The sequence below is a fragment of the Pseudoalteromonas sp. KG3 genome, from assembly GCF_030436385.1.
In the GTDB taxonomy this organism is placed as follows: domain Bacteria; phylum Pseudomonadota; class Gammaproteobacteria; order Enterobacterales; family Alteromonadaceae; genus Pseudoalteromonas; species Pseudoalteromonas prydzensis.
Genome location: NZ_CP098524.1, coordinates 743,356 through 767,762, shown reverse-complemented (window position 1 = coordinate 767,762; position 24,407 = coordinate 743,356). Strand labels below are relative to the sequence as shown.

General features: G+C 40.6%; 20 protein-coding genes. 6 read left to right on the top strand and 14 right to left on the bottom strand.

The window, feature by feature from the left end:
- Positions 1-1,776, top strand: coding sequence for an anaerobic ribonucleoside-triphosphate reductase (gene nrdD / locus NDQ71_RS21855; RefSeq protein WP_301562737.1), 1,776 nt, complete (start codon positions 1-3; stop codon positions 1,774-1,776).
- Positions 1,777-1,847: 71 nt separating this feature from the next.
- Here the strand turns inward: nrdD and NDQ71_RS21850 are convergent, their stop codons facing one another.
- The gene (locus NDQ71_RS21850; protein WP_301562736.1) at positions 1,848-2,348 is read right to left on the bottom strand and encodes a lactoylglutathione lyase family protein; all 501 of its coding nucleotides are present in this window, start codon (positions 2,346-2,348) and stop codon (positions 1,848-1,850) included.
- A gap of 87 nt (positions 2,349-2,435) precedes the next feature.
- On the opposite strand from NDQ71_RS21850, the gene NDQ71_RS21845 reads away from it, so the two are divergent.
- Positions 2,436-3,320, top strand: a complete 885-nt coding sequence (locus NDQ71_RS21845; protein WP_301562735.1) for a LysR family transcriptional regulator — start codon at positions 2,436-2,438, stop codon at positions 3,318-3,320.
- Positions 3,321-3,380: 60 nt separating this feature from the next.
- Here the strand turns inward: NDQ71_RS21845 and NDQ71_RS21840 are convergent, their stop codons facing one another.
- Entirely contained in the window at positions 3,381-4,502 is a 1,122-nt protein-coding gene (locus NDQ71_RS21840) for an FAD-dependent oxidoreductase (RefSeq protein WP_301562734.1), read from the bottom strand.
- Positions 4,499-5,308, bottom strand: a complete 810-nt coding sequence (locus NDQ71_RS21835; protein ID WP_301562733.1) for an NAD(P)-binding protein — start codon at positions 5,306-5,308, stop codon at positions 4,499-4,501. Before NDQ71_RS21835 ends, NDQ71_RS21840 begins: the two co-directional genes overlap by 4 nt.
- Positions 5,309-5,627: 319 nt before the next feature.
- Here NDQ71_RS21835 and NDQ71_RS21830 point away from each other — a divergent pair, with 319 nt between their 5' ends.
- The 3 genes from NDQ71_RS21830 to NDQ71_RS21820 all read left to right on the top strand — a co-directional run bounded on the left by NDQ71_RS21830 (position 5,628) and on the right by NDQ71_RS21820 (position 7,018).
- Positions 5,628-6,077 carry a GyrI-like domain-containing protein gene (locus tag NDQ71_RS21830; protein ID WP_301562732.1) on the top strand — a complete coding sequence of 150 codons (450 nt, stop codon included), beginning with the start codon at positions 5,628-5,630 and terminating at the stop codon, positions 6,075-6,077.
- Between the two features lie 336 nt (positions 6,078-6,413).
- Positions 6,414-6,623, top strand: a complete 210-nt coding sequence (locus NDQ71_RS21825) for a cold-shock protein (protein WP_064664818.1) — start codon at positions 6,414-6,416, stop codon at positions 6,621-6,623.
- Between the two features lie 185 nt (positions 6,624-6,808).
- A complete protein-coding gene (locus NDQ71_RS21820; RefSeq protein ID WP_016706518.1) occupies positions 6,809-7,018 on the top strand; it encodes a cold-shock protein in 210 nt (69 codons plus the stop codon).
- 80 nt (positions 7,019-7,098) lie between these two features.
- Here the strand turns inward: NDQ71_RS21820 and NDQ71_RS21815 are convergent, their stop codons facing one another.
- The 11 genes from NDQ71_RS21815 to NDQ71_RS21765 form a co-directional block, all read right to left on the bottom strand.
- A complete protein-coding gene (locus NDQ71_RS21815; RefSeq protein ID WP_301562731.1) occupies positions 7,099-7,920 on the bottom strand; it encodes an alpha/beta hydrolase in 822 nt (273 codons plus the stop codon).
- 49 nt (positions 7,921-7,969) lie between these two features.
- Positions 7,970-8,611 carry a glutathione S-transferase family protein gene (locus tag NDQ71_RS21810; protein ID WP_301562730.1) on the bottom strand — a complete coding sequence of 214 codons (642 nt, stop codon included), beginning with the start codon at positions 8,609-8,611 and terminating at the stop codon, positions 7,970-7,972.
- A gap of 11 nt (positions 8,612-8,622) precedes the next feature.
- Complete coding sequence (locus NDQ71_RS21805) at positions 8,623-9,261, bottom strand: glutathione S-transferase family protein (RefSeq protein WP_301562729.1); 639 nt, start codon at positions 9,259-9,261, stop codon at positions 8,623-8,625.
- Positions 9,262-9,472: 211 nt separating this feature from the next.
- Positions 9,473-10,522: an N-acetyl-D-Glu racemase DgcA gene (gene dgcA, locus NDQ71_RS21800; protein ID WP_301562728.1), complete on the bottom strand. Its 1,050-nt coding sequence runs from the start codon at positions 10,520-10,522 to the stop codon at positions 9,473-9,475.
- Positions 10,522-11,517, bottom strand: a complete 996-nt coding sequence (gene dgcN / locus NDQ71_RS21795) for an N-acetyltransferase DgcN (protein WP_301562727.1) — start codon at positions 11,515-11,517, stop codon at positions 10,522-10,524. The genes dgcA and dgcN overlap by 1 nt, the downstream gene beginning before the upstream one ends.
- A gap of 122 nt (positions 11,518-11,639) precedes the next feature.
- Entirely contained in the window at positions 11,640-12,515 is an 876-nt protein-coding gene (locus NDQ71_RS21790) for a LysR family transcriptional regulator (protein WP_301562726.1), read from the bottom strand.
- A gap of 27 nt (positions 12,516-12,542) precedes the next feature.
- Positions 12,543-14,267, bottom strand: coding sequence for a Na+/H+ antiporter NhaC family protein (locus NDQ71_RS21785; protein WP_301562725.1), 1,725 nt, complete (start codon positions 14,265-14,267; stop codon positions 12,543-12,545).
- Positions 14,268-14,373: 106 nt separating this feature from the next.
- A complete protein-coding gene (locus NDQ71_RS21780) occupies positions 14,374-16,959 on the bottom strand; it encodes a M14 family zinc carboxypeptidase (RefSeq protein WP_301562724.1) in 2,586 nt (861 codons plus the stop codon).
- Positions 16,959-18,536 carry an amidohydrolase family protein gene (locus NDQ71_RS21775; RefSeq protein ID WP_301562723.1) on the bottom strand — a complete coding sequence of 526 codons (1,578 nt, stop codon included), beginning with the start codon at positions 18,534-18,536 and terminating at the stop codon, positions 16,959-16,961. Before NDQ71_RS21775 ends, NDQ71_RS21780 begins: the two co-directional genes overlap by 1 nt.
- A 72-nt stretch (positions 18,537-18,608) precedes the next feature.
- A complete protein-coding gene (locus NDQ71_RS21770; RefSeq protein WP_301562722.1) occupies positions 18,609-19,949 on the bottom strand; it encodes a TonB-dependent receptor in 1,341 nt (446 codons plus the stop codon).
- A gap of 101 nt (positions 19,950-20,050) precedes the next feature.
- Complete coding sequence (locus NDQ71_RS21765; RefSeq protein WP_301562721.1) at positions 20,051-21,604, bottom strand: TonB-dependent receptor; 1,554 nt, start codon at positions 21,602-21,604, stop codon at positions 20,051-20,053.
- A gap of 520 nt (positions 21,605-22,124) precedes the next feature.
- Here NDQ71_RS21765 and katG point away from each other — a divergent pair.
- Positions 22,125-24,302 carry a catalase/peroxidase HPI gene (gene katG, locus NDQ71_RS21760; RefSeq protein ID WP_301562720.1) on the top strand — a complete coding sequence of 726 codons (2,178 nt, stop codon included), beginning with the start codon at positions 22,125-22,127 and terminating at the stop codon, positions 24,300-24,302.
- The last annotated feature ends 105 nt before the right edge of the window (positions 24,303-24,407 follow it).

The following is a 24,407-nucleotide window of genomic DNA, read 5'->3' as shown; positions in this document are numbered from 1 at the left end:
ATGTTGAAATTAACCCCACTGCAGTTACAACAAAAAGTATCATTTATACACAATTATCTAAATGCAGCTAATGCTGCCGATGGTTCAATATTCGATAGTAATGCAAATGTAAGCAGTAAAAATATCGCCACCTTAGAGGCCGAGATCAGCAAAGATATGTTGATCCAAATTAATCGCCAAGTCATGACTGACAAAATAACCTCATTATTTGGTCAACAACTCGCGCACGAGTATCAGCGTCAGATCAATGAACATGAGATTTACGTACATGATGAAACTAGCCTAAAGCCATACTGCGCCTCAATCACACTGTATCCTTTTTTACTTGATGGTCTAACCCAGCTAGGCGGAGAGTCAAAAGCGCCTAAACATCTGTCGTCATTTTGCGGTTCATTTGTCAATTTAGTTTTTGCCGTTAGCGCACAATTTGCAGGCGCTATTGCCACCGTTGAATTCTTAACTTACTTTGATCATTTTGCTCGTCGTGACTACGGCGATAATTACTTGACTGAGTATCCAAAAGAGATCGCTAATCACTTGCAACATGTTGTGTATGCCCTTAACCAGCCAGCCGCTGCACGAGGTTATCAAAGTGTTTTTTGGAATATTTCATTGTACGACCAGCCATATTTTTCGGCTTTATTTGGTGACTTTGTGTTCCCTGATGGTACTCGCCCTGCCTATAATAGTATCAATGCGTTACAAAGCTATTTTATGGATTGGTTTGGCGCAGAGCGCGAAAAAGCCGTACTGACGTTCCCGGTAGTAACAGCCGCATTACTTACTCAAAATCAACAATTTCAAGATCCTCAATTTAAACAATTTTGCGCAGCTCAACTAAGTAAAGGAAATTCATTTTTCATGTATGTGAGTGATGACCCTGATTCACTCGCATCATGCTGCAGATTACGTAATGAGATGAGTGACAATCAATTTTCATATACGCTAGGAGCAGGCGGGATCTCAACGGGTTCAATTAATGTGATCACCTTAAATATGAACCGACTAGAGCAAGATAGCCGAGATCTAGCGCAAGAAATAGAAAAAATCCAACGCTATCAAGTCGCCTATCGCGCACTCATGCAAGACTATTTAGACAGCCATATTTTAAGTGTCTACGATGCCGGTTTTATTAATATGGATAAGCAATTTTTAACCATTGGTATTAATGGCATGGCAGAAGCCGCTGAATTTAGAGGTATAACTGTAGGTAATAATACAGTTTATAAAAAATTTGTAAGTGAACGCCTACATACTATATACAGTTTAAATAAAAAGGCCAAAAAGCAGTATGGTTATTTATTTAACACCGAATTTGTGCCTGCTGAAAATCTCGGTATAAAAAACGCGAAATGGGATAAAGATGATGGCTACCAAGTAAACCGCGATTGCTATAATTCATATTTCTATGTTGTTGAGGATGACAACATCAATCACTTAGATAAGTTTATATTACATGGCAAAGAAATTATTCAATACCTTGATGGTGGCTCAGCACTGCACTTAAACCTTAGCGAATCATTGGATGCACAGCAATACGAAAAGCTACTGAATGTAGCCGCAAATACTGGGTGTAACTATTTTTGCATTAACGTTAAATGCACTATTTGTAATGATTGCGAACACATAGATAAAGTTACTCGCTTACAGTGCGAACAATGCCATAGTGATAATATAGATCACGGCACCCGCGTGATTGGTTATTTAAAGCGCGTATCGGCATTTTCAAAAGGGCGTAGAGATGAGCATCAACGCCGTTATTATCATGTCGACTAAAATCAATAAAGTTCTAATTGTGCACGCGGTATTAACGACTGCGTGCCCAGACGTTTATTTGACGGTAGAGCTTAGTACGCACCTTCGCTATAAATAAGCTCATAACTGTGACTGTATATCTCTAGGATATTGCCAAACGGGTCTTCCATATAAATCATGCGGTAGGGCTTTTCGTCTGGGTAATAATAACGCGGCTCTGCCATACGCTTTTTACCACCGGCTGCAACAATGCGCTCAGCAAGTTCTTCTAGATGAGGGTCTTGCACACAGAAGTGGAACACGCCGGTTTTCCAATACTCAAAGTTATCGTCTGGACTTTGTTGGTTTTTAAATTCAAACAGCTCCACACCAATTCGGTCGCCAGTTGATAAATGCGCGATCCGAAATTTATCCCAGTTGGCACCAAATACGTCAGTACACATTTGCCCAATTGCGCTATCGTCTTCAACTATTTCGGTTGGTTTCATAATTACATACCAACCTAAAACTTGAGAATAAAACTCAACGGCTTTTTCAAGATTTGGCACTGAAATACCAATGTGTGAAAAATTACGTGGATAAACGTTGCTCATAACCTATGCTCCTACTCACCAATATTTATTAGAGTGGCCACTTTACGAACAACAATGCATTAAGTAAAATTATCATTAAATATGATAATGAGTACACTTTGTTATGATAATCCCGTTTGGCTAAACACTTTTTGCACGTTAGTTGAAGTAAATCACTTTACCCGTACTAGTGAACGTTTGTTTATGACCCAATCAGGGGTTAGCCAACATATCAAAAAACTGGAGCAACAACTTGGCAAACCACTATTAGAGCGCCACGGCAAACAATTTACGCTCACTGCGCAAGGGCAAAGCTTGTATCAAAATGGCAGCCAACTACTTAAACAGTGGCAGTTTTTAGAGCAAGAATTGCAGAACGATTCTCCATATAGCGGTATCGTAAAAGTACAATCACCAGGTAGTTGTGGGCTTAAATTCTATGAGCAGTTACTTAACTTACAAGCCCAACACCAAGCACTGACAATTGATTATCGGTTTGCTCCCAATCACAGTGTTGAGCAAGCAGTGGCAAGTCATAATGCTGATTTAGGATTTTTAACTCAAGCTCCAACGCTCAATGAGGTTGTCAGCCATAAGATCGGCCAAGAAGCACTGTTACTCATCACTCCAAAAGACAGCGATACACCAGATTGGCAAACACTATGTAAGCTAGGTTTTATTGCTCACCCAGATGCAAACCACCACGCGCAGCTATTACTCAGTGAAAACTACCCTGAGTTTGAACACATTAATCAGATACAACGCACTGGTTTTTCAAATCAGATAAATTTAATTCTTGAGCCTGTAAGCCTTGGTTTAGGTTTTACGGTGTTACCTGCGCATGCGGTGCGCGCATTTAGTAAACCACACTTGATCAGCGTTCATTCATTACAACACCCGATCAGCGAATCTATTTATGTTTGCCAGCATCGTAATCGCCCTTTAACAAAGCGGATCAGTAACGTGCTTGAAGTGATAAAAGCAGGGCTGTAATTGGCTCCTCTTTATAAGCAATGGAATAGGGGAGTGCTAACTCCCCAAAATAATAACCTCTTAAATACCCTGCACCATTAAACGAGTATCAGGTAAGTTAGCTAAGTGCGCTATTTCGACATCAGGTCTGGCGATCCGGCTAATTGCATTTAATGCCGCAGCAATCGCACCTTCTTGCCAGCCTGGCAGCGACGAGATCTGATCGCCAACCACAAAGAAGCAAGCATCACTGAGAGTGCCATCGCCAAGGTAAACTCCAGAGCCTTGCGCTATCGCATTAAATTGTTTGGTTGCATAATCAGCATCGCCAACCGCTTGCCAATATGCCCAGCCGCCTTTTATATGGGGCATGTTTTGCCAAGCAATTGCTAACCCGTCTTGCAGCCCCTCTGCAAATTGCTGGTTAAACTTTGCAGCACCATTACGGGCTTTAGCTAAACGCTCTGTTACTGACAACTTGCCCCAATCAGAGGCTACTTTGTCAAAGTTATATGCCCCCGTTAGCACTCCTTTTTCATCTTGATAGCCGGTAGATGGATACCAAATTTGCTGAATTTCATCATTTGTCCAAGAGATGCCACCAAAGATGGGAACTACACCTTGCTCCGAGCTTGGTACGGCCATCACTTTCGTCTGTAAGTCGTCATCATGGACGGTAGTAATTGGGCTTCCTTGCCACAAATTGCGATCTGCTTGCCAGCCTACTTTCGAAGTACTTGCAAGAAAATGTGATATATAGCCATTCTCACTAGGGGTATAACCGGGTGCTTGAGTAGGCTCAAACTGGCCAACAAACACGGCGTTTAGGGCATCTTTAAAGCGGCTTTCAAAACCACTACTGGCACTATTATTTTGCAATTTGTCAGTCAGCATCTTACTCAAAAATGGCATTGCCGCATTGCAAATACAATAATCTGCTTGGTATTCAATTAATGCCTCCGTGCCCACTTGCGATACGGTAATTTTGAATTGTTTTGTTGCCTCGTCCCAATCAATAGACTTAACAGGGCTATTTAAGTGAATGTCTCCACCAAGCGCTGCAACGTGTTGTGCAAAAGCGTGCTGCACTTGATCCATGCCCCCTACAGGCTGAAACAAGGTTGGTTGCCATAAGAAGTCAGCGGGTTGATAAAACCGGGTGCCTTCCCAAAAGCGTGCCTCCAGCAAGCTATCAAAACTCAACGCCTCAGCGTATTACCTGCTGCAACCCCCGGTAATACGCTGTAGCCAGCGCGAGTTTTACCATTTTCAAATCCTTCGCTGCCAGGCGTAACTTGATAATTACCTGCGATATCAAGTTCACCAAAATCAATCATTAAACTTTTTAATGCATCGACCCGCTCTTCAAACTGATCAGGATTAATATTTAGACTCGGTTTTTTTAACAGCTCTTCTGCATTGGCATACACCATTTCAGCTAACCAACCGCGAGTATTATTATCAAGGCGACGATAAACAACAGAGCTGCCATTAAAGCTGCTGTCTTTTTGCACTAGATTGGATTGACTGTTCATCACATAGACTTCGACATCGACCGAAAACTTTTTCAAATATGATAACAACCGTTTATGGCTACTCGGAATACGGCCAGGCCCTGCATTGAGGTAAGGTTCGCTATCACCAATAGGACGTTTAAACCTAACCACCTGTGATTCACCTGGGGTTGAATTAAACAAATCACTATCTGCATCTTCGGTTAAAACATCGCCGGTGCGTAAACTTAAACAGCGCCCTCCCGTACGATTTAATGCTTCAAGCACCGTTACGGTTGCACCCGATTGTTGCGCCAATATTTCATACGCCGCAGTTAAACCACCAACCCCGGAGCCAATCACCACTACTTTTTTCCCCGCTAATTGGCCAGGCTTGAGCGTTATGGCGCTATCAGTGACATTTTTTTGTTGTTTAGTTGCATCGGCTAATGCAGCAAATGCACTTGCACTAGGGTTGTTGCGAAGAAAATCAGCACGACTTTTAAAATTTGACATCTGTTTATCCTTTTCAGTATTGATTGTGATATTTGCAGCTCAGCCACAGCTGACAGGCGGCATCAATGAAGTACCCGATATAACCTGTCAAAAATTCTACTGTCGCTAATAAAACTACCACTTCATCAACAAACATATTCATTACACGGCATTACAGAAAATGAATAGTAAGCTTGCTAGATGCTCAACATCGTGGCTACCTAATAGGCTAGTTAAAGCAATATTTAGTTACTTCACAGCGTTAAGAAGCACATTGTATTTAGTTGTTGCTCGTTTTTCTGTTAAGTTAGTAGCGGTCATAAATAAGAGGGCAGTCACTATGGAAGTAAAACAGCTAGCAAGTAAGACTTTAACCGGTTTAAAAGTAAGAACCTGCAATGCCAATGAAATGAATACTGGCACAGCAAAAATCGCAGATCTTTGGCAACGGTTTGCTGATAAATACACCGCAGAGCTCACTAAAAACAGCCATGTGTATGGCGTATACACCAATTATGAAAGCGATGTAACAGGTGATTTTGATGTGATTGCCTGTTCTGATGCTCAATCAACTCATACACGTGATGCAGTTAAGGTTACAACAACTGCTGGACGTTACTTAGTTTTTACTGGTGAGGGTGAAATGCCCGATGCCATAATTGATTTATGGGGCGAAATTTGGCAATACTTCAGCTCAGATGATTGTCGTTACACGCGAACTTATACCAGCGATTTTGAGTACTATAAAAATGCTAATGAGGTAGAAATAGCCATCGCTATTGCTGAGTAAACATACCGCGTTTATTACAAGGTTCGCAGCCTGAATACTAAGCTGCGAGCCTTGCATTGTAAGTCGCGTTTCAATATAACCACACTAATTTAAATCTTACTTTAAACTACGCTTAGCGATGCTTGTGTAAAAAAGAAAAATAAATAAAGCTTGTTATCCTGTTTAGCTTACTGTTATCCTGCTCGGCATCGGGTTGATAGAAAGCCCTGTTTATTTGTACGTACCACGTTGTTATTAGTAATAATCCTTCGCGTTATCCTCAGTTAAATACTTGTTTTCTTCCTGCTAAATTGCCTATTTAAAGGCGAATTTTTTATTAATTATTAGGATTTTATTATGTCTACTACAACAACTGGTTCAGTAAAATGGTTTAACGAAGCTAAAGGTTTTGGTTTTATTGAACAAGAGTCTGGCGCTGACGTTTTCGCTCATTTCAGCGCTATCAGCGGTGACGGCTTCAAAACGCTAGCAGAAGGCCAACGTGTACAGTTTACTGTTACTCAAGGTCAAAAAGGCCCGCAAGCTGAAAATATCGTTTGCATCTAATTTTTAATTAATGGGTTAGTAATAACCCGTTAATGCACTATAAGTTTGAAAGAAATTCTGTTTATTTGTACGTACCACGTTGTTATTAGTAATAATTCATCGCGTTATCCTCAGTTAAATACTTGTTTTTTCAGCTAAACCGCCTGATTTTAGGCACACTTTTATTAATATCTAGGATATCTATTATGTCTACTACTACAACTGGTACAGTTAAATTTTTCAACGAAGCTAAAGGTTTTGGTTTTATCGAGCAAGAGTCAGGTCCTGACGTTTTCGCTCATTTCAGCGCTATCAGCGGTGACGGCTTCAAAACGCTAGCTGAAGGCCAACGTGTACAGTTTACTGTTACTCAAGGTCAAAAAGGCCCACAAGCTGAAAACATCGTTTGTATCTAAACGATTGTTTTAGTTAATACGTTTTAACGTATTAAAAGCCCACTGATATTAATTTATCAGTGGGCTTTTTAATGTCTGCGCTATTTTGCATAAAGCCAATCTAAACCTTGGATCAGCGTGGTTGGAAATGCCGTCGCATGTTTTGCGCCATCAATTATAGAAAACTCCAACTGCACCTGCTCATCATTACTTTGCCGTATTTTTTCAGCAAGTTTGTTCGCACCCGTTACCATATCTTGCCCTTCGCCAAATTCAGGGGTTTCTTTGCTACCTACTGATAAGTAAACCCTAACGTCTTGTTTAGCTGTGGTAATCGGCTGAGATAGTATGCGCTCATTATCAAACCACACCGACGGGCTACCAATAATGTAACTTTCAAACATATTGGGTTGAGTAAAAAGCACATGAGCCGCAAATAAACCGCCAAGAGAGTTTCCCACTAAAGTACGTTGTTTTGGGTTAATTCGGTAGTTAGCTTTGATATGTTCAAACACCACATCAGCAATAAAAGCGATATGTTGCGCGGCTTTTCCTGTCTCGAGCTGCCAATCTTTTGCTTTACTTGGGGTGTAATCTCTAATACGGCTTGATGAACCTTTAGAGCCTTGCGAATAACCAATAGCAACGAGTATTGCTTCGTCCATGGCGCCACTGTTCATAGCAAAACGAGTAGCCCCCGATGCTACTTGAAACGCATAAGAGCCATCAAGTAAGTAAACCACTGGGTATGTTTTATCTTTATTACGGCTGTAACTGCGCGGTAGTTTAATAAATACTGGGTAGCTAAGTTTGCTTTGTTGATCGGTAAGTTTAACCACAGAGCTTCTGGGGATTTTAAACGGCTGCTCAGCAACGCTGCTAAACGTAAAAAATAACGCCGCTATCAGTAGTAAATATTTCACCCTAATCCTTATTTAATTTTTGTTCTAATTGACAGCTTTAAATGCTGCACTAAAAATCTTCACGACCTTGGAGCTCAGTAAAATCACTCATAATCCATTTTTGATAGCCCGCTCTGGTTTTTAGTAATTCAAACCACTGAGTCACTCGCTCCGGCAATGTTATTGCTAATCCCTGAGATGTTAGACGATACAAAATTGCTCCTACACAAATATCAGCCAAAGTGATTTTACCACCGGCAAGATAGGGAGCATGGCTTAGTTGCTGCTCAATTATCTGTAAGCATTGTTCACAGGTTTGTAAGTCCTGAGTGATTTGCTCCATACAACGGTTGTTTTGCGCTTTGCGGTAATAGCCCCAAAATGTGGCCATGAAAGCAGGTTGAAAAATCACCTGTGACCAATCCATCCAACGCTCATATAACGAACGCTGATAGGCCGATGCATAATACCAGTCTGTAGTACCATAACTTGCCGCCAAATAGCGCAATATGCTGTGTGACTCCCAAATAACATTATCGCCATCCACAAGTACCGGCACTTTTTGCAACGGGTTCAATGCTAAAAAGTCATCGCTATCAAGACCACCAAAACGACCACCCACTTCAATATGCTGATAACTCATGCCCAGCTCATCCAGAAACCAGAGTACTTTTTGCACATTAAACGAGGTTGTTCTTCCATAAACTTTCATTGTAATTCCTATTATTGATAATCAACCAAACTGAGATTTTCTTTTTTACACACCTTAATAATCGACTCTCGCTTAGCTAAGCGGCGTAAATACTTATTGAGGTACTCAAAAGAAAGCGGTGGTAGTTTTAGTTCATCCGCCCATATCGCAAGCATAAACAAGTAAAAATCGCAGATGCTAAGTTGCTCACCAACTAAGAATGTTTGATTTTCCAGCTGGGCATCCAGTAAAGCAAATATGTCGGTAATTCGCTTTTCTTGTGCAGCGACAATGGCACTGATATGACTGCTATCGATACTATGGCGCTGCGGATAAAAGTACACCATGAGCTCAGCTTGCAAGGTATTCGTTAGATACATCATCCATTGCAAGCACGCAGCTCGATTATGCTCACCTATTTGCGGAATAAGCATCTTAGCAGGATGTGCTTCAGCAAGATGAATACAGATAGCGGCACTTTCAAAAACGACTTGTTGAGCGTCCAATAATGTAGGTATTCGCCCAGCGGGGTTCAAGGATAAATAACTGGCTGCTTTATGAGCCTCGTTTTTTCTATCCACTAAAATTAATTCAAAATCGGTTTGCAGTTCTTCAAGAATAAAGTGCGGCGCCATACTGGCGTTAAGCGGGTAATAAAATAGTTTGTACATAGCGTGCTTCCTTAGCGTTAACTGAGAACAGTAGCATATATAAACAACGCTATTTAATACATAGCTAAATTTATTTATTATTCCCACACTTAGGTCTAATTCATGCAATTCCTACACGAATTAACATATATTCAGAATATCTTATTGAAGTGAAGTTGCAGTACTTCGAGAGGAATAATTAAACTGTAAAGTCCCTTTACAGTTTAAAAAATTATTTCATCTGGCTTAATATTGAATCTAATGTTTTATTGTTTTTTCCTCCCCATAATTGAAGATTTAACGGCTGCATAATACCTGCATTAAATTCAAAACCACCGGCTCGATCCGTTTTTATTAACAGCGGGCCATCTAAATCAACATATTTTGCTTCGCCGCTCAAGAGTGATAACGGGGCCATAGCTAAAGAGCTACCCACCATACAACCTAACATTAGCTCAAAGCCATGCTGCTTAGCCTCTTTTGCTAAATTATTAGCCTCAGTGAGCCCCCCTGTTTTGTCTAGCTTAATATTAATTACCTGATAACGGCCTTTAAGATAAGGCAAATCAGCACGAGTATGACACGACTCATCTGCACATAAAGGTATTGGAGAGTCAAAATTTAGCAAATTGTGATCTTCTCCAACAGGTAAAGGCTGTTCAATTAAGACGACATTTAATTGTTTGAGTTGCTCACAACAGCTTACAAGATCTTGAAAACTCCAGCCTTCATTAGCATCAACAATAAATTGGCTGTGTGGAGCTGCATTTGATATTGCAGCCATTTTTTTCAGGATATCCTGATTATCTAACTTCACCTTCACTAATGGAGGATTGTTCAAGGCTTTTACTGCATCAGCCATTGCCTGAGGAGTATCAATACTCAAGGTTTGCGCACATACGCAAGGGGTCGTATTTTTTTGTAATAACTCTGCGACGGTCTTGTTTTGTTGTTTTGCTTTTAGATCCCATAGTGCACAGTCTAATGCATTTCGCGCAGCACCTGCAGGCATGCTCATCACGTGATTTACAAAATCAGTGCTTTGATAGTTTGCAAGCTGTTCTATTTGCAAAATCACACTGCTCACCGATTCATTATAACGAGAATAGGGGACGGCTTCAGACCACCCATAGTTCAGGCCGTCACTGAGTAACACAGTAACAACATCCGCTTGTGTTTTTGCACCGCGAGCGATACGAAAAATCGCTTTTAACGGTAATGGCTGATGAAAAACTTTAACAAGCTCTATCCGTTCTGTTACAGGTAAGAAACCGTTAGCCATTATAAGTTTTCCACTATCAATGCTGTACCATCACGCACAGGGTCAACACAAGGTAAACCAAATTGCTCGCTTAATTGTGCACAAATTTCACGCCCTCTAGTAACACTCACGCTAGAAGTATTAACTGAAATTCCAACTATACGAGCATTAGGGTTAGTTAACTTTGCTGCGGCTAAATTCAGCTCTATAGTTGTTTCTATGCTTGGAAAAGAGGTATTTGGCAATCCACGCATATGGCTGCGGTTTAACGCATGGCAAATTACCAAAGCATCAGGTTGAGAGCCATGCAACAGACCTAAACTCACCCCCGCAAACGCAGGATGTGATAATGACCCTTGCCCCTCAATAACATCCCAATGTTGTTCATCAGCGTCGGGGGATAATGTCTCTACAGCCCCTGAAATAAAATCTGCAACCACACAGTCAATTGCAATTCCAGTACCAGCAACTAAAATACCACACTGCCCAGTTGCTCGAAAATTAACATCCATACCTTTTTCTAACATTGCTTGCTCAAGGCTCAATGTTGTGTACATTTTACCAACAGAGCAATCGGTACCAACCGTTAATAACCGTTTCCCAGAACGTTTACGTCCAGTACCTGTTGCAAACTGACTGGTAGGATGTCGAATATCAAAAAGTTGGCGATTACATTGTTTTGCTTTGCTAACAATTTCATCGAAATTGATTAGTTTTTCATGCAAACCGCTTACAATGTCCATACCTTGCTCTAGTGCTTCTAAAATAAACGGCAACCACTTTTTATCAAGTATTCCACCGCTATTAGCAAATCCTAAAACAAATGTTTTTGCACCCAATTTAGCCGCATCGCTAATGGTATGCTGCGTTAATCCTGTGGTCACTGTACATCCAGCGACACTCATCTCGCCAATGCACAATTTAGGTCGCCAATATGCAGCGCTTTGCGCCATTTTGATTGATAGCTGATCTGTAGCATCACCAATAAATAACAAATAAGGAGGGGTAATTTTCATAATAGCTCACTAAGATTCAAAGAATAATAAGGTTTCACTGAGCATATAAGATCAACACTACAAAGATAGTAAGAAGAATTAGAAAGCCTATAACCTGAGGCTATATGAAAAGCTAAATCACTTTAAATACATAGCGTTAATTGCTCTAAAAAGATACTTGCTGGATTCGATAATGTTCTATTTTCTAAGTGCAGAGCATTAACATTAAAATAAAGCGGAGGATCAAATGAAGCAATAGCAACATTATCAGACAAGTTACCCATTGCCGTATACTTATCAACAATACAAATTCCAACACCTTGCGCTACCAGCCTTACTGCAATAAAGTAGGTGTGCACCTTTATAGTTGAGTTTAATATGATGTTTTCTTCCATCATACGGCCCCACAGCAAATTAGCTAATGGGCCACTATCACTAATATCTATAAATTCATAATCGATTAAGTCGTCAAAAGCAAGTTGGGCAGGGGCATCAGGGAAACGAGTTTTGGGGTAGACAATAACAAGTTCTGATCGAGCCAACTCGATGGACTTTACACCGGGCAACTTACTGGGAGAAAACAACACAGCGATATCGCATTTATGCTCTAGTAATGCTTGTAATACTTCATTATTATGCACTGTTTGCACATTAAAGTTTACGTTGGGGTAACAGCTATGATACAGAGCAATCGCACTAGGCAGAGCTTCAAAACCGAGCGCAGGAGTGACACTGAGATTAATATTGCCAAACTCCGACTTTTTGATGTTTTCAGCGGTACTTTTTATCGTTCGCATCTGCAAATAAATTTTATTTACTTCATCAAACAGCATGTTTGCTTCATCAGTTGGGATCAGTCGTCCTTTTATTCGTTCAAATAACTTAAAGCCTAATTGCATCTCAGCATGTGATAGCACTTTACTAACTGATGGTTGAGAAACATGCAGTATTTTTGCTGCGTTGGTAATTGAGCCAGTGGTGTAAATCGCATGAAATATTTCAATATGTCGTAAGCGCATAGTTCAACAACTCTTCAATGACAAAGTTTAGGCGGCAAAATAAACAAGTGCAGTCCACATAATTGCTGCAGCTCCCGCAGCCAAAGATGCAGGTACAAGCTGAGACTTAACGTGATCCATTAAGTCACAGCCAGTTGTCATTGCACTTAGGATAGTCGTGTCTGAAATAGGCGAACATTGATCTCCATATACGCTGCCATTGAGCACTGCCGCGAAGCACACCATCATAAATAATTCCGGATTAGCTAGCTCTTGTGATTGGCACATAGCCCATGCCAGCGGCATTGCCAGTGGAAATGCAATAGCGTATGTTCCCCAACTTGTCCCAGTTGAAAATGCAATAATGACGGTAATAAGTTGTAAAATAACAGGTAATAACCAAAACGGTAACTGCTCACCCAACAATGAAACTAAATATAAACCACCACCTATTTGCTTGCTTATACTGCCAATAATGACTGCTAACATTAAAATAACCGATGCAACCACAACCCCTTTTAAGCCAGTTCCTAGGCCCTCTATTAAATTATCAAGGGACATTCCTTTAGCTAAAGCTATCAACGCCGACATTAACAACGCCACACCAAATGCCCAATTAACCTCTGGAGTACCAGAATAAATAAATGTCATCACCGCTATTGTGATCAAAGTCAATAAAGGAAGTAAAAACTCTAAAACATGAGGTTTATAACCATCAGGTATATTTGTACCGCGTAGTTCTTTTGCACTTAATGGTTTGGCTTCAGGGGCATCTAATTGACCGGTTTCTTGTGCTCGCAGATGAGCTTGACGAATTCGTTTACCTGAAAAACGAGTTATATTTAGGCTCAACAATAAAGTACCAAGTACGGCTAGAATACTGTAAAAGCTTAATGGAATACTGCTAAAGAAAAACTTAATTCTATCTGATTCAGTGGCTAAAAATGATACCCCAGGGACAAAAATAAGTGCCTGAACATAAGCCGGCCAAGCGTTAAATGCTAGAATAGATGCAATAGGGGAGGCCGTAGAATCAACAATATAACTCATTTCTTCATGACTAACTTTTGCTTTATCTGCCAACGGCCGTACTGTGGTGCCTACAAGTGTTGTACTCATAGTGCCACCTTGAAAAAACAACACACCTAAGAACCATGATATAAACTTTGCCGAACGTTGCCCTCTAACAAAATAACGAGTCATAAAATTTGCAAAAGCTTGTGCTGCCCCTGTTTTGGACCAAATACCAAGTAATCCGCCTAATAACCACAAATAAAGTAACAATAAAGCTGCTGCTCCTTCACTCGCAAGGTTTGGGATCAGCACTTTATCGGTAAGGTCATATTCACCTAACATAAACGCACCAACAACAATTCCGCTAAATAAAGCAGTCAAAGGTTCTTTGGTTAACAAACATAAAATAATAGTAATTAATGCCGGTAACAATGACCAAAAACCATAATGAAAAGCCGGCTTAAGTAATAAAAGTTGCCCATCATTTTTTTTAACCCACTGCTCAGATAAACTTGGCGTACCTTGACTTTTTGATAATGAGGCCTGATTTATTGGGGATTCAGCATATGGAACTACATTTTTTATTACTATCTCTTTCCCTTTATAGATATAAGCACTTTGTCCAGATTCAGTGCTATAAGTATCGTATAAATAAGATTGTTCTAACCAAGTTTGCTGCGTAAACAAATTGACATACAAAGCCATACATAAGCCGCAAAGTAAGATACCAAACGCCAAGACATTTTTATTAATTATCATAGTGTGTAATCTTTTTAATTTACATTTGCTATAAGGAAGGTCAGGAATTACCTGCTACAACACAAAAAAGCCCCACTAATGGAATATATTAATGAGGCATTTATTTTTATTCTGCCGCTAACGAGCGCGGGTTAGTAAATAATTTTGAGAAAAAAAGACTATTCATAAATAGCTTTTCTGTACCGTAAAAATAACCTCTAAAATTAGGGTCATCAGTAAACACTATGACACTTCCTTGCCCTAAACGTTGCCCAACTAGCATTGCATTACCTGCTAGTTGCTGTTGATTTTCAGCAGATGTGAAACCTGTTAATAAAGGTTGTTTAGCAATTTTAATTATTGTTGCATAGGGATTTTTTGGTGGTTCGAAGGCAAGTAACCCACTGCGATGACTAGCAATTTCTCGACGACTATAACCATAGCCTAATGGGTGAGTGATATCGAGATCACCGGCCATTATCGCGCCACCAATAATATCTTGCGCTTCAACATGTGCTTTTGACGCGTAATCAATTCGTGATTGAGCAGAGCTTTTACCTTTCTTCATGGTTACGGTATTCAGGTTGAGTAATTTTTTACCAGCCCATTTAGCACCATCGCCTATACCAACAAATGTGCCACCCGATTTAACCCATGTTGTTACTTTTTCTGTAAGTCCTGCAGTCATGTCTGAATACGTACCATCAGCCATTACTAAGTGCGTATAATCAGATAATTTAACACTGTTTAAACGCCACTTTTCAAGTAATACAACGGGCATGCCCATACGCTGATCAAGCAAGTGCCATACTTCACCGGCTTGGTACTGAGACATGCCAGGACCTACAACTAATAATATTTTAGGTAAACTAACAGATTCAATATTATTGCTGCCCAAGTCCATGCCAGTACTTTGCGTATTAGCACTGTTTAAGGTAAATACAGGAATCCCCTCATTTTTTGCTGCATTATTCATTATTTGGTGTAGCTCAGTATTATTGCCCCCCCCTTGCCAACCAGTTGATACCACTACACTACCACGTTGAAAAGTTTGCAGGCCCTGATCTGTATTGGCTTGGAATTCATTATTTGCAATTCGAGGGCGATAACCTTGTGTTAATAGTTGGTATAACACTTTTGGCGCATAGTAGTTGCTCCATTCAAACACATAAGCCACTTTAGCTATAGGGACATCAGGTTGACTAGGGAAAGTAACTTTAATAGGGTTGCCTACTTTATAATTTCGACGCGTAAGTGGCTCATATTTCAAACCAAAAGCAAGTGGCATAGTCCAGCCAGATACATCATAAAAAGTATTATTTTCAAATTCTGTAACTTTTGAAAATAATCCTTTCACCATAGGGTAACTAGCTTGCGCTGTTTCTACGATATACGCTTTATCAGCAAAAAATTGCGTACCGTTGGCTTTTAAGTCTTTTTGTAATGACCTAACACTAATTTTGTTTCGCTCAAGTAACTGTAAGAAATGGAACATCCGTGCAGGATCTTCAGGTGCCGCAAAAACGTACGCTTTTACTTTATCATCCTCTGCTTGCTCTTTAGTCTGAGAAAAAAAGCGCTGTTGAAAGCTAAGTAACTCAGTTTTTTTATCAACTGCATTATTTAATAAAGCTAAACCCACATGATAGTAAGTGCGAATATTATCACGAAACGACAGAATGCCACGCGGTGTAGAAAGCAAACCAGCCGAACTTGCTTGTTCAAACAGGATACCTAAACTACCGTATAAGTGCGGATAGGTTGCACCTTTACCCAAATAAAAATTATCGTAGGCTTCTTCGTTAAAATAAGCACGAGCTTCGCTATCCAAAAAGTCTCGAGGGCCTTGTACAACTTCACTTAACAGCGTCATTGCCTGTTTATTTATAATCGGGTGAACACGGTCTGGGGCACCTGGATGGAAATAAAATGATTTATATGAACGCATTTCATGAAAATCAGCCACTATGTTTGGCCGCCACTGATGAAACTTATTTACCCAACCAACAGGCTCTGGTTGTTGTTGCAACATCCACTGGCGATTTAAATCAAACCAATAATGATTTGTTCTTCCTGAGGGCCATGGTGATCCATGCAGTGCATGGTTAGGGTCACTCACACTGATTTGTGAAGAATATTTAAGATTCCATGTTGCCTCACGGCTATTACCGTCTGGATTCATACTAGCAGTAAGTAAAATTACACTATTATCTAATAACTTATCAATTTTTTCACCCTGTGCTGCAGCTAAATGATAGGCAATAGGCAACGCAGAGTCGTTTGAACTCACTTCACCACCGTGAACACCAAAATTGATCCAGCTAACCACTGGCATATCTGTAAGTTCGGGAGTTGCACCTTGTTGTAAGCTCATATGTCGCATTTGTAGCTGGGCTAAATTTTTATGATTATTAGCCGATGTAATAGTAAGAGTAACAATAGGTCGACGTTCGTTACTATACGCTATCACTTCATATTTTACGCGATCTGACTGAGCAGCGAGCTCTTGAAAATATGCAATCATACGGTCATTACGTGTCATTTGGTCACCAAGGCGATGGCCTAAGAAACTTTCAGGTTCAGTAATTGTTGGATCAAATGTTACTGATGTATCAAAAATGGTGTCTACTTGAGGCGCTGCATCCACTGCAATGCTGAACAATGAGACAACACAGAAAAAACAATGTTTAAAAGATAAAAGAAGGGTTTTCATTACTTACTTGCCTTTGCTTGAGAATGACGGATCGCTTGACCAGGAAGAGTATTAGTCAACTTACCATCGGAAATAACCAGTTCACCGTTAACAACCATCCAACGTACACCTTCGCTTAGCTCTTCAGGATGAATGTAATCTGCTTTTGGTGTAAATTTGTTCTCATCAAAAATAACAATATCGGCGATATAGTCAACGTTGAGTTCACCTCGATCAGTTAAACCAAAGGTTTTTGCGGTTAAAGTGCTACTACTATTAATAAACTCTCCTGTTGTTAACCATTTTTTTTGTTTTACAAACTCATGGTACTTTTTCGGAAACGACGCATATTTTCGTGGATGACCAGGACTTCCATCAGAAGATGTCATTACCCAAGGCTGTAACATATAAGCCTGAATATCTTGTTCTGACATATTAAAACTAGCCACCCGTGCATTCCCAGAAATGACAATTTTGCGTGCTGCATCAATAGGTGATATACCCCACATAGTGGCTATTTCTAATAATGTTTTACCGCGTAATTCTGGGCGGGTAGGATCGCTTATTAATAATGAATCAGCACCACCGCGACGACGTAAGTTCTCTTGCATTGCGGCTTTGAGTAACGGCCATTGACCCTCGTCTTGTATCCGCGCAATATACTCAGCTTTTGTTCCTGCTAACGTTTCACGCGGCATTAAGCTACCCGCAATACTGGTACCCGAAGCACGCCAAGGGTATTGATCAGCAGTAACATCAATACCGTTGTCGCGGGCTTTATTAATCAAATTAATAACTTGCGTACTTTCCCCCCAAACATCAACACCAAGGGCTTTAATATGAGCAACATGCACTGGAAGTTTTGCTTGCTCACCGATGGTGATCACTTCTTTGATCGCCCCAACTAAACCAACACTATAAGAGCTTTCATCACGAATGTGGCTGTCATAAACACCTCCATAACGGGCTGCCACCTTTGCAAGTTCGATCACTTCATTCGTTGTTGCGTAATTACCCGGCACATAATAAAGCCCTGTAGACAAACCAAGTGCGCCCGCTAACATAGCTTGCTCAACTATACCCTTCATTTGTGAAAGCTCTGCAGACGTTGGCGCACGATTTGTACGGCCCATCACTGCAGTACGCACTGAACCATGGCCAATATATAATCCCACATTGGTTCCTATACCTTGCTCTTCGTATTGCGCAAAAGTATTCGCAACGTCAATATCACCACCGCCATCTACATTACAAAAAACAGTGCTCACACCTTGCGTTGTATAATTGGCGTTTAAATTAAGTACGCCATCATCTGCAAAATCACTACAAGCGTGTGTGTGTGGGTCAATAAATCCAGGGGCAACTATAAGATCCTGAGCATCAATCACTTTTTCTGCTCTTATATTTACTGGTGCTTGCTCACCAATAAATACAATCTTACCATTATCAATGCCAATCACGCCCTTAATTGGGGCTTGGCTTGCACCTTGGTAAATAGTATTGCCGGTGATCATTAGATCTATCGATGTACTTTCACGACTACAGCCAACAAGGGCTGCCACAACAACTACAAGTGCTGTTAATTTAGTAATTGGCATTACTCAATCCTACTTTGTATAAAAAAAGCAGAGCAACCTAAGCTGCTCAGAATAAAATTCACTAATGATTATTTAATCAAAGTTCATACTTAAACTAACATATACATAACGCCCTTCAGCATCATGTAAGCTCGCATTGTAGCCATATGTTTCATCTGCAAGTGGTGGCTCTTTGTCAAAGAGATTACGCATTCCTAGACGTACTCTCGTTCCCTCTAACGAACCTGAATCATAGGTGTATTGACCATAAAGGTTGAATGTCGTCCAGCTGTTTACATGCCAAAATTCGCCAGTCTCATTCTGTATTGCACTGGTATCATAAAAATCCCCAACATACTTACCATATAATCCTGCTCCCCAATTTTCGTAACTCCAAGAAAGCGTGCCTGTTGCTTGCCATTCAGGCCTACCATCCATTTGCATCAAATCACCTACATCCTCTAATGCAAGCCCAAGTTCTGCTAACTTAGCTGACTCTTCATCAACACTTTGGTACGCTTTAAGCAATTTTGCAGCGTTTAATTTAAAATCGAAATCACCAAATTGCGTATCATAAATTCGGTAATTAACACTTAAATCAAGCCCTTCCGTAACACGTGAATCTAGATTCTCAAATAAACCTATTACTTCGGTCATATCACCTACAGCTTCAAGTCCTGAACCGCTGAAGAATGCCACATCATCGGCCGTCGCAGCAGATCGGATCACATTTTCGTTACTGCTACCATTTAAACGGTAGTAATAGTCAAGATCTGCAATATTCTGATACGAACGAATACCGATTAAATCTTCTTGCTCAATACGCCAATAATCGGCAGTTAAGGTAAGGTTATCAATCATTTCTGGAGAATAAACCAGACCTAAACCATAGTTATAATCGTTTTCAGGCTTCAAATCAGGATTACCATAACGAATATTAGATACGCTATCATTACCGCTGCATTCACTTAAGCTACTTAATTCACCTTTGTTAATTTGCGCTTGGCAACGATAGTAATCAGTAGGATAATTTACTCGAGTTGTGCTCGCAGTGTGGAGCTGCTCTAAGTTAGGAGCGCGAAAACCTTCAGAATATGATGCCCTAAAATGTAAACTGTTAACCGGATACCAACTTAAAACAGCTTTAGGTTTAAAGACACTACCTACATCATTATATTGCTCAAAACGACCTGCAATTTGAAAGTCTAAGCGCTCAACAAGTGGAATATCCATTTCAGGACTGATCAACGCTCCCGCAAATTCTACAAATGCTGAAGCTACATTGCGTGAACCATCGGAATTAGGTTGACCACTGGAGCCCATGATATCTGACGCATAGTTAGCGCCTGTTATATCATCGGTGTATGTTATGGCACCATTTAATCGATCATCATACTTATTTTCAAAACTTTCGTAGCGCCATTCAGCCCCCATTGCAATACCAACATCTCCACCCGGTAAAGAAAATAAAGCAGGTGTTGATATTTTAAAATCAATAAGGCCTAATTCTGTTTCACCTGTACGTGAGGTATCGATTAAAAAGCTGTTTCTTGTGAGTTACACTGCGCATTACAGAATGGGTTATACGCCGTGCTATCCTGTTTGTTTACGCTATCCTGAAACAAACTTAAACTAATACGATTACCAGTGTTATCAACTGTTTTAGCTGCAGAATATAAAGCGGCACTATCCCAACTCCAATTATCAATATCACCTCGTGCACCTCCTAGAAAGCGATATGAAGTATTTTCTACATTAATTTTTCGCACTCCCGCGTCAACAACGCGATATGCATCGATAACAACGTCAAGACCTTCACTTGGAATATCGTAACCGCTTAGCTGATTAACTCCTGAACCTAATGGATTCCAATATGCAGAACTTGAAATTGTAACAGGGGCTGAGGTTAGTGTCGCAGTCTCACCACGTTGAGAGTTTGATTCTGCTTTATAATAACCAAGCTCACTGTATAACTCAGTATCATTTCCTAAATCGTGATTAATAAATATAAATGAGTTAAGACGTTCGGTTTCAGGGATCAAAGTACGGCTGGCATTCGTATTATATGATTGTGTGTCACTTGATATCGCCCCACTATCGACGCATAAACCATTAGATAATACACACTGCTGATCAGAGTCACTGGCATCAACGCCTTCGATATGAAAACGCCCAGCCGAACTAGTCAAATCATCTACAGATTGACTCGCATCAAAGCGCCCCCAAGGAGTTGTTGTCGATGAATTGCGAAAATTTGAATCGCCTTCCCAACGAGTTCCATCAAGAAAAGGGCGCAGATCAGAATTAGCCGAGTACTTAGTCTCTGACGCCATTACCTCTGAGCCGTAATAATAATTAACCGAAGCCGTTACATTGGTCATGCCATCATTTAAATCCCACCCAGCTAAACCATTAAGATTGAGTTTTTCACGCTCTGTATTTTCAGCTTGGCCATACTGCATATCAAATTGAAAACCACTAAAATCTTCACGCATTTGTGTATTTACAACACCAGCAACAGCATCAGATCCATAAATAGCAGCAGCCCCGTCATGTAAAACCTCAACGGCACCAACTCCCATAACTGGAATAGAGTTTACATTAACGGTAGTAACAGGTACTGAATTTTCAGTTTGAGAACCTGGATGCTGAACCAAACGACGACCATTTAAAAGCACTAAGGTATTTCCCGTACCAATGCTGCGTAAATTTATTGACGCAACATCACCACGAGAGGCGTAAACACCACTAACAACATCATTACCATTAAAACTAACTGTGCCGTTACTAGGGATCGATGCAAATAATTCACTCCCTGAAGTTGCACCAATTGCATCAATATCTTTAGAATCAATAATAGAAACGGGTAATGCCCCACTGATATCAGCTCCCTTAATCATAGAGCCTACGACACTAATTACTTCAACATCCTCATCTACTTTAGTACGTTGGTTTGAAGCCTCAGTTTCTTTCACATTTACCTGATTACCTTGCTCAGCAACTGCTGGTAAAGACATAACGCTTAACGCAGATAATAAACATAAACTAATTTTATTTAACTGATATTTTGTTTGATGAAATGCATACATATTATTCCCCTAACGACTTATGTTTTTAATGGTTATAGTTTGTAAGTTGATTGCATTTCACACAGTGCACAATAAAAGTTAATAAGACAATTAACAAAAAAGAGCCTGATCATAACCGTAGGTTATAGGCCACACTGCTTAGATAATTGATTCAAATAAAAGGTGAATTTAGCCTTTTTAGTAGCTTTATGAAAAAATTTCGAATATTAATTTGTTACTTTGCTTACAAAAAATAAACTAACTTCATTAATAATAAAGAGCCTAGGCGACTCATTTGATGTGTACCTTTTTTACAGTTTTTAAAGGGGGCATCTGATTTATTGATAGCTGCAATCGTTTTAAAGTATTGATCTAGATCTAGTTTTTTATCGTTAATATTCTATATTGGTACAAGGGATGAACTTCAACAAGGTTTATCAATCAAAGTATTACATTCAGTAGTAAGTTAATTGTTATGAACTAAGCTTTTCAACATAGCGATTTATAGACCGAGTTTTATATTCCGATAAAGGAGCTAAAAATGAGCAATTCAGGTGTGGGTAAATGCCCAATTATGCACGGTAGTAACACACAATCGTCTAAATCAAATACTGATTGGTGGCCGAATGCGTTAAATTTCGACATTCTTCATCAACACGACACAAAAACTAATCCGTACGGCGATGACTTTAATTACGCTGAAGAGTTTAAAAAGTTAGACCTTGAAGCAGTCAAAACCGATTTAAAAAACCTGATGACGTCGAGTCAAGATTGGTGGCCTGCTGACTGGGGTCATTATGGTGGCTTGATGATCCGCATGGCTTGGCACTCAGCAGGTTCTTACCGATTAGCCGATGGACGTGGTGGTGGCGGTACAGGCAACCAACGTTTTGCTCCGCTAAATTCATGGCCAGATAACGCCAACCTCGATAAAGCACGCCGCTTACTTTGGCCAATCAAGAAAAAATACGGCAACAAATTATCGTGGGCTGATTTAATCATTTTAGCTGGCAATATGGCATATGAATCCATGGGGCTAAAAACCTTTGGTTTTGCCGGCGGTCGCGAAGATATTTGGCATCCAGAAAAAGACGTTTATTGGGGCGCTGAAAAACAATGGCTTGCGCCAAGTGATGAACGCTATGACAACGTAGCAAAACCAGACACCATGGAAAACCCGTTAGCTGCAGTGCAAATGGGCTTAATTTACGTTAACCCGGAAGGCGTGAACGGCCAGCCAGATCCACTAAAAACCGCAGCACAAGTACGCGAAACTTTTGCCCGTATGGCGATGGATGACGAAGAAACCGCAGCACTGACGGTAGGTGGTCACACTGTAGGTAAAACCCATGGTAATGGTAGCGAAGAGAACTTAGGCCCTGAGCCAGAAGCAGCAGACGTCTCCGAGCAAGGCCTTGGCTGGAACAACCATAAAACGCGCGGTATCGGCCGCGATACTATGACATCAGGCATTGAAGGCGCGTGGACAACCCACCCAACTAAGTGGGATAACGGCTATTGCCACCTTTTGCTTAATTACGAATGGGAGCTTACCAAAAGTCCAGCGGGTGCAAACCAGTGGGAACCGGTAAACATTAAAGAGGAAGATAAACCGGTTGATGTTGAAGATCCATCAATTCGCTTAAACCCGATTATGACCGATGCCGATATGGCAATGAAGATGGACCCAAGCTATCGCAAAATTATCGAACGTTTTTATAATGACTTTGAATATTTTAGTGATGTCTTTGCGCGCGCTTGGTTTAAGCTTACGCACCGCGATTTAGGCCCTAAATCACGTTATTTAGGTGCAGATATACCAAGCGAAGATCTGATCTGGCAAGATCCGATCCCAAGCGTAGATTACACCTTATCTGACTCTGAAATTAGTGAGCTAAAAGCTAAGCTATTGAATTGTGGCGTCAGCGCCAGTGATTTGATCAGCACCGCATGGGACAGCGCGCGTACTTATCGTGGTTCAGATCACCGTGGTGGTGCCAATGGCGCACGCATTCGTCTAGCCCCACAAAAAGATTGGCAAGGTAACGAGCCTGAGCGCTTGGCAAAAGTATTAAGCGCACTTGAAACAGTTCAAGCAGGCTTAAGCAAACCAGTTAGTTTAGCCGATTTAATCGTCCTTGGTGGTACTGCAGCCGTTGAGCAGGCTGCAAAAGTGGCAGGCGTTGATATAACAGTTCCATTTGCACCAGGGCGCGGTGATGCAACGGACGAAATGACCGATGCAGAGTCGTTCGATGTACTTGAACCAATTCATGACGGTTTTAGAAATTGGCAAAAGCAAGACTATGTTGTATCAGCCGAAGAGTTACTTTTAGAGCGCAGCCAATTAATGGGCTTAACTGCACCCGAAGTTACCGTACTGCTTGGCGGCATGCGTGTGCTAGGCACTAATCATGCAAGTAGCCAACATGGTGTGTTCACCGACAATGTAGGTGCTTTAACAAATGACTTTTTTGTTAACCTTACGGATATGAACTATCGCTGGGAACCGGCAAGCAAAAGTACCTACAATATAGTTGAACGCAGCTCTGGTAATACTAAATGGACCGCAACCCGCGTAGATTTAGTATTTGGCTCTAACTCTATTTTACGACCCCTTGCCGAGTTTTACGCTCAAGACGATAACAAACAGCGTTTTGTGCAAGACTTTGTAAATGCATGGGTTAAAGTAATGAACGCCGACCGCTTTGATATTTAATTAAAGCAAAAATAATGTATAACTTAAGCGCGAGGGTTAATATTCTCGCGCTTTTTTATAGGCACACTTAGGCGCGATTATTTTTCATATTTTGTTGAATTACCT

Bases quoted from the DNA above. Each gene is read 5' to 3' on its own strand.
- nrdD (WP_301562737.1), top strand. From the start codon at position 1: ATGTTGAAATTAACCCCACTGCAGTTACAACAAAAAGTATCATTTATA.
- NDQ71_RS21850 (WP_301562736.1), bottom strand. From the start codon at position 2,348: ATGAGCAACGTTTATCCACGTAATTTTTCACACATTGGTATTTCAGTG.
- NDQ71_RS21845 (WP_301562735.1), top strand. From the start codon at position 2,436: ATGAGTACACTTTGTTATGATAATCCCGTTTGGCTAAACACTTTTTGC.
- NDQ71_RS21835 (WP_301562733.1), bottom strand. From the start codon at position 5,308: ATGTCAAATTTTAAAAGTCGTGCTGATTTTCTTCGCAACAACCCTAGT.
- NDQ71_RS21830 (WP_301562732.1), top strand. From the start codon at position 5,628: ATGGAAGTAAAACAGCTAGCAAGTAAGACTTTAACCGGTTTAAAAGTA.
- NDQ71_RS21825 (WP_064664818.1), top strand. From the start codon at position 6,414: ATGTCTACTACAACAACTGGTTCAGTAAAATGGTTTAACGAAGCTAAA.
- NDQ71_RS21820 (WP_016706518.1), top strand. From the start codon at position 6,809: ATGTCTACTACTACAACTGGTACAGTTAAATTTTTCAACGAAGCTAAA.
- NDQ71_RS21810 (WP_301562730.1), bottom strand. From the start codon at position 8,611: ATGAAAGTTTATGGAAGAACAACCTCGTTTAATGTGCAAAAAGTACTC.
- NDQ71_RS21805 (WP_301562729.1), bottom strand. From the start codon at position 9,261: ATGTACAAACTATTTTATTACCCGCTTAACGCCAGTATGGCGCCGCAC.
- dgcA (WP_301562728.1), bottom strand. From the start codon at position 10,522: ATGGCTAACGGTTTCTTACCTGTAACAGAACGGATAGAGCTTGTTAAA.
- dgcN (WP_301562727.1), bottom strand. From the start codon at position 11,517: ATGAAAATTACCCCTCCTTATTTGTTATTTATTGGTGATGCTACAGAT.
- NDQ71_RS21790 (WP_301562726.1), bottom strand. From the start codon at position 12,515: ATGCGCTTACGACATATTGAAATATTTCATGCGATTTACACCACTGGC.
- NDQ71_RS21785 (WP_301562725.1), bottom strand. From the start codon at position 14,267: ATGATAATTAATAAAAATGTCTTGGCGTTTGGTATCTTACTTTGCGGC.
- NDQ71_RS21780 (WP_301562724.1), bottom strand. From the start codon at position 16,959: ATGAAAACCCTTCTTTTATCTTTTAAACATTGTTTTTTCTGTGTTGTC.
- NDQ71_RS21775 (WP_301562723.1), bottom strand. From the start codon at position 18,536: ATGCCAATTACTAAATTAACAGCACTTGTAGTTGTTGTGGCAGCCCTT.
- NDQ71_RS21770 (WP_301562722.1), bottom strand. From the start codon at position 19,949: ATGGGGGCTGAATGGCGCTACGAAAGTTTTGAAAATAAGTATGATGAT.
- NDQ71_RS21765 (WP_301562721.1), bottom strand. From the start codon at position 21,604: ATGTATGCATTTCATCAAACAAAATATCAGTTAAATAAAATTAGTTTA.
- katG (WP_301562720.1), top strand. From the start codon at position 22,125: ATGAGCAATTCAGGTGTGGGTAAATGCCCAATTATGCACGGTAGTAAC.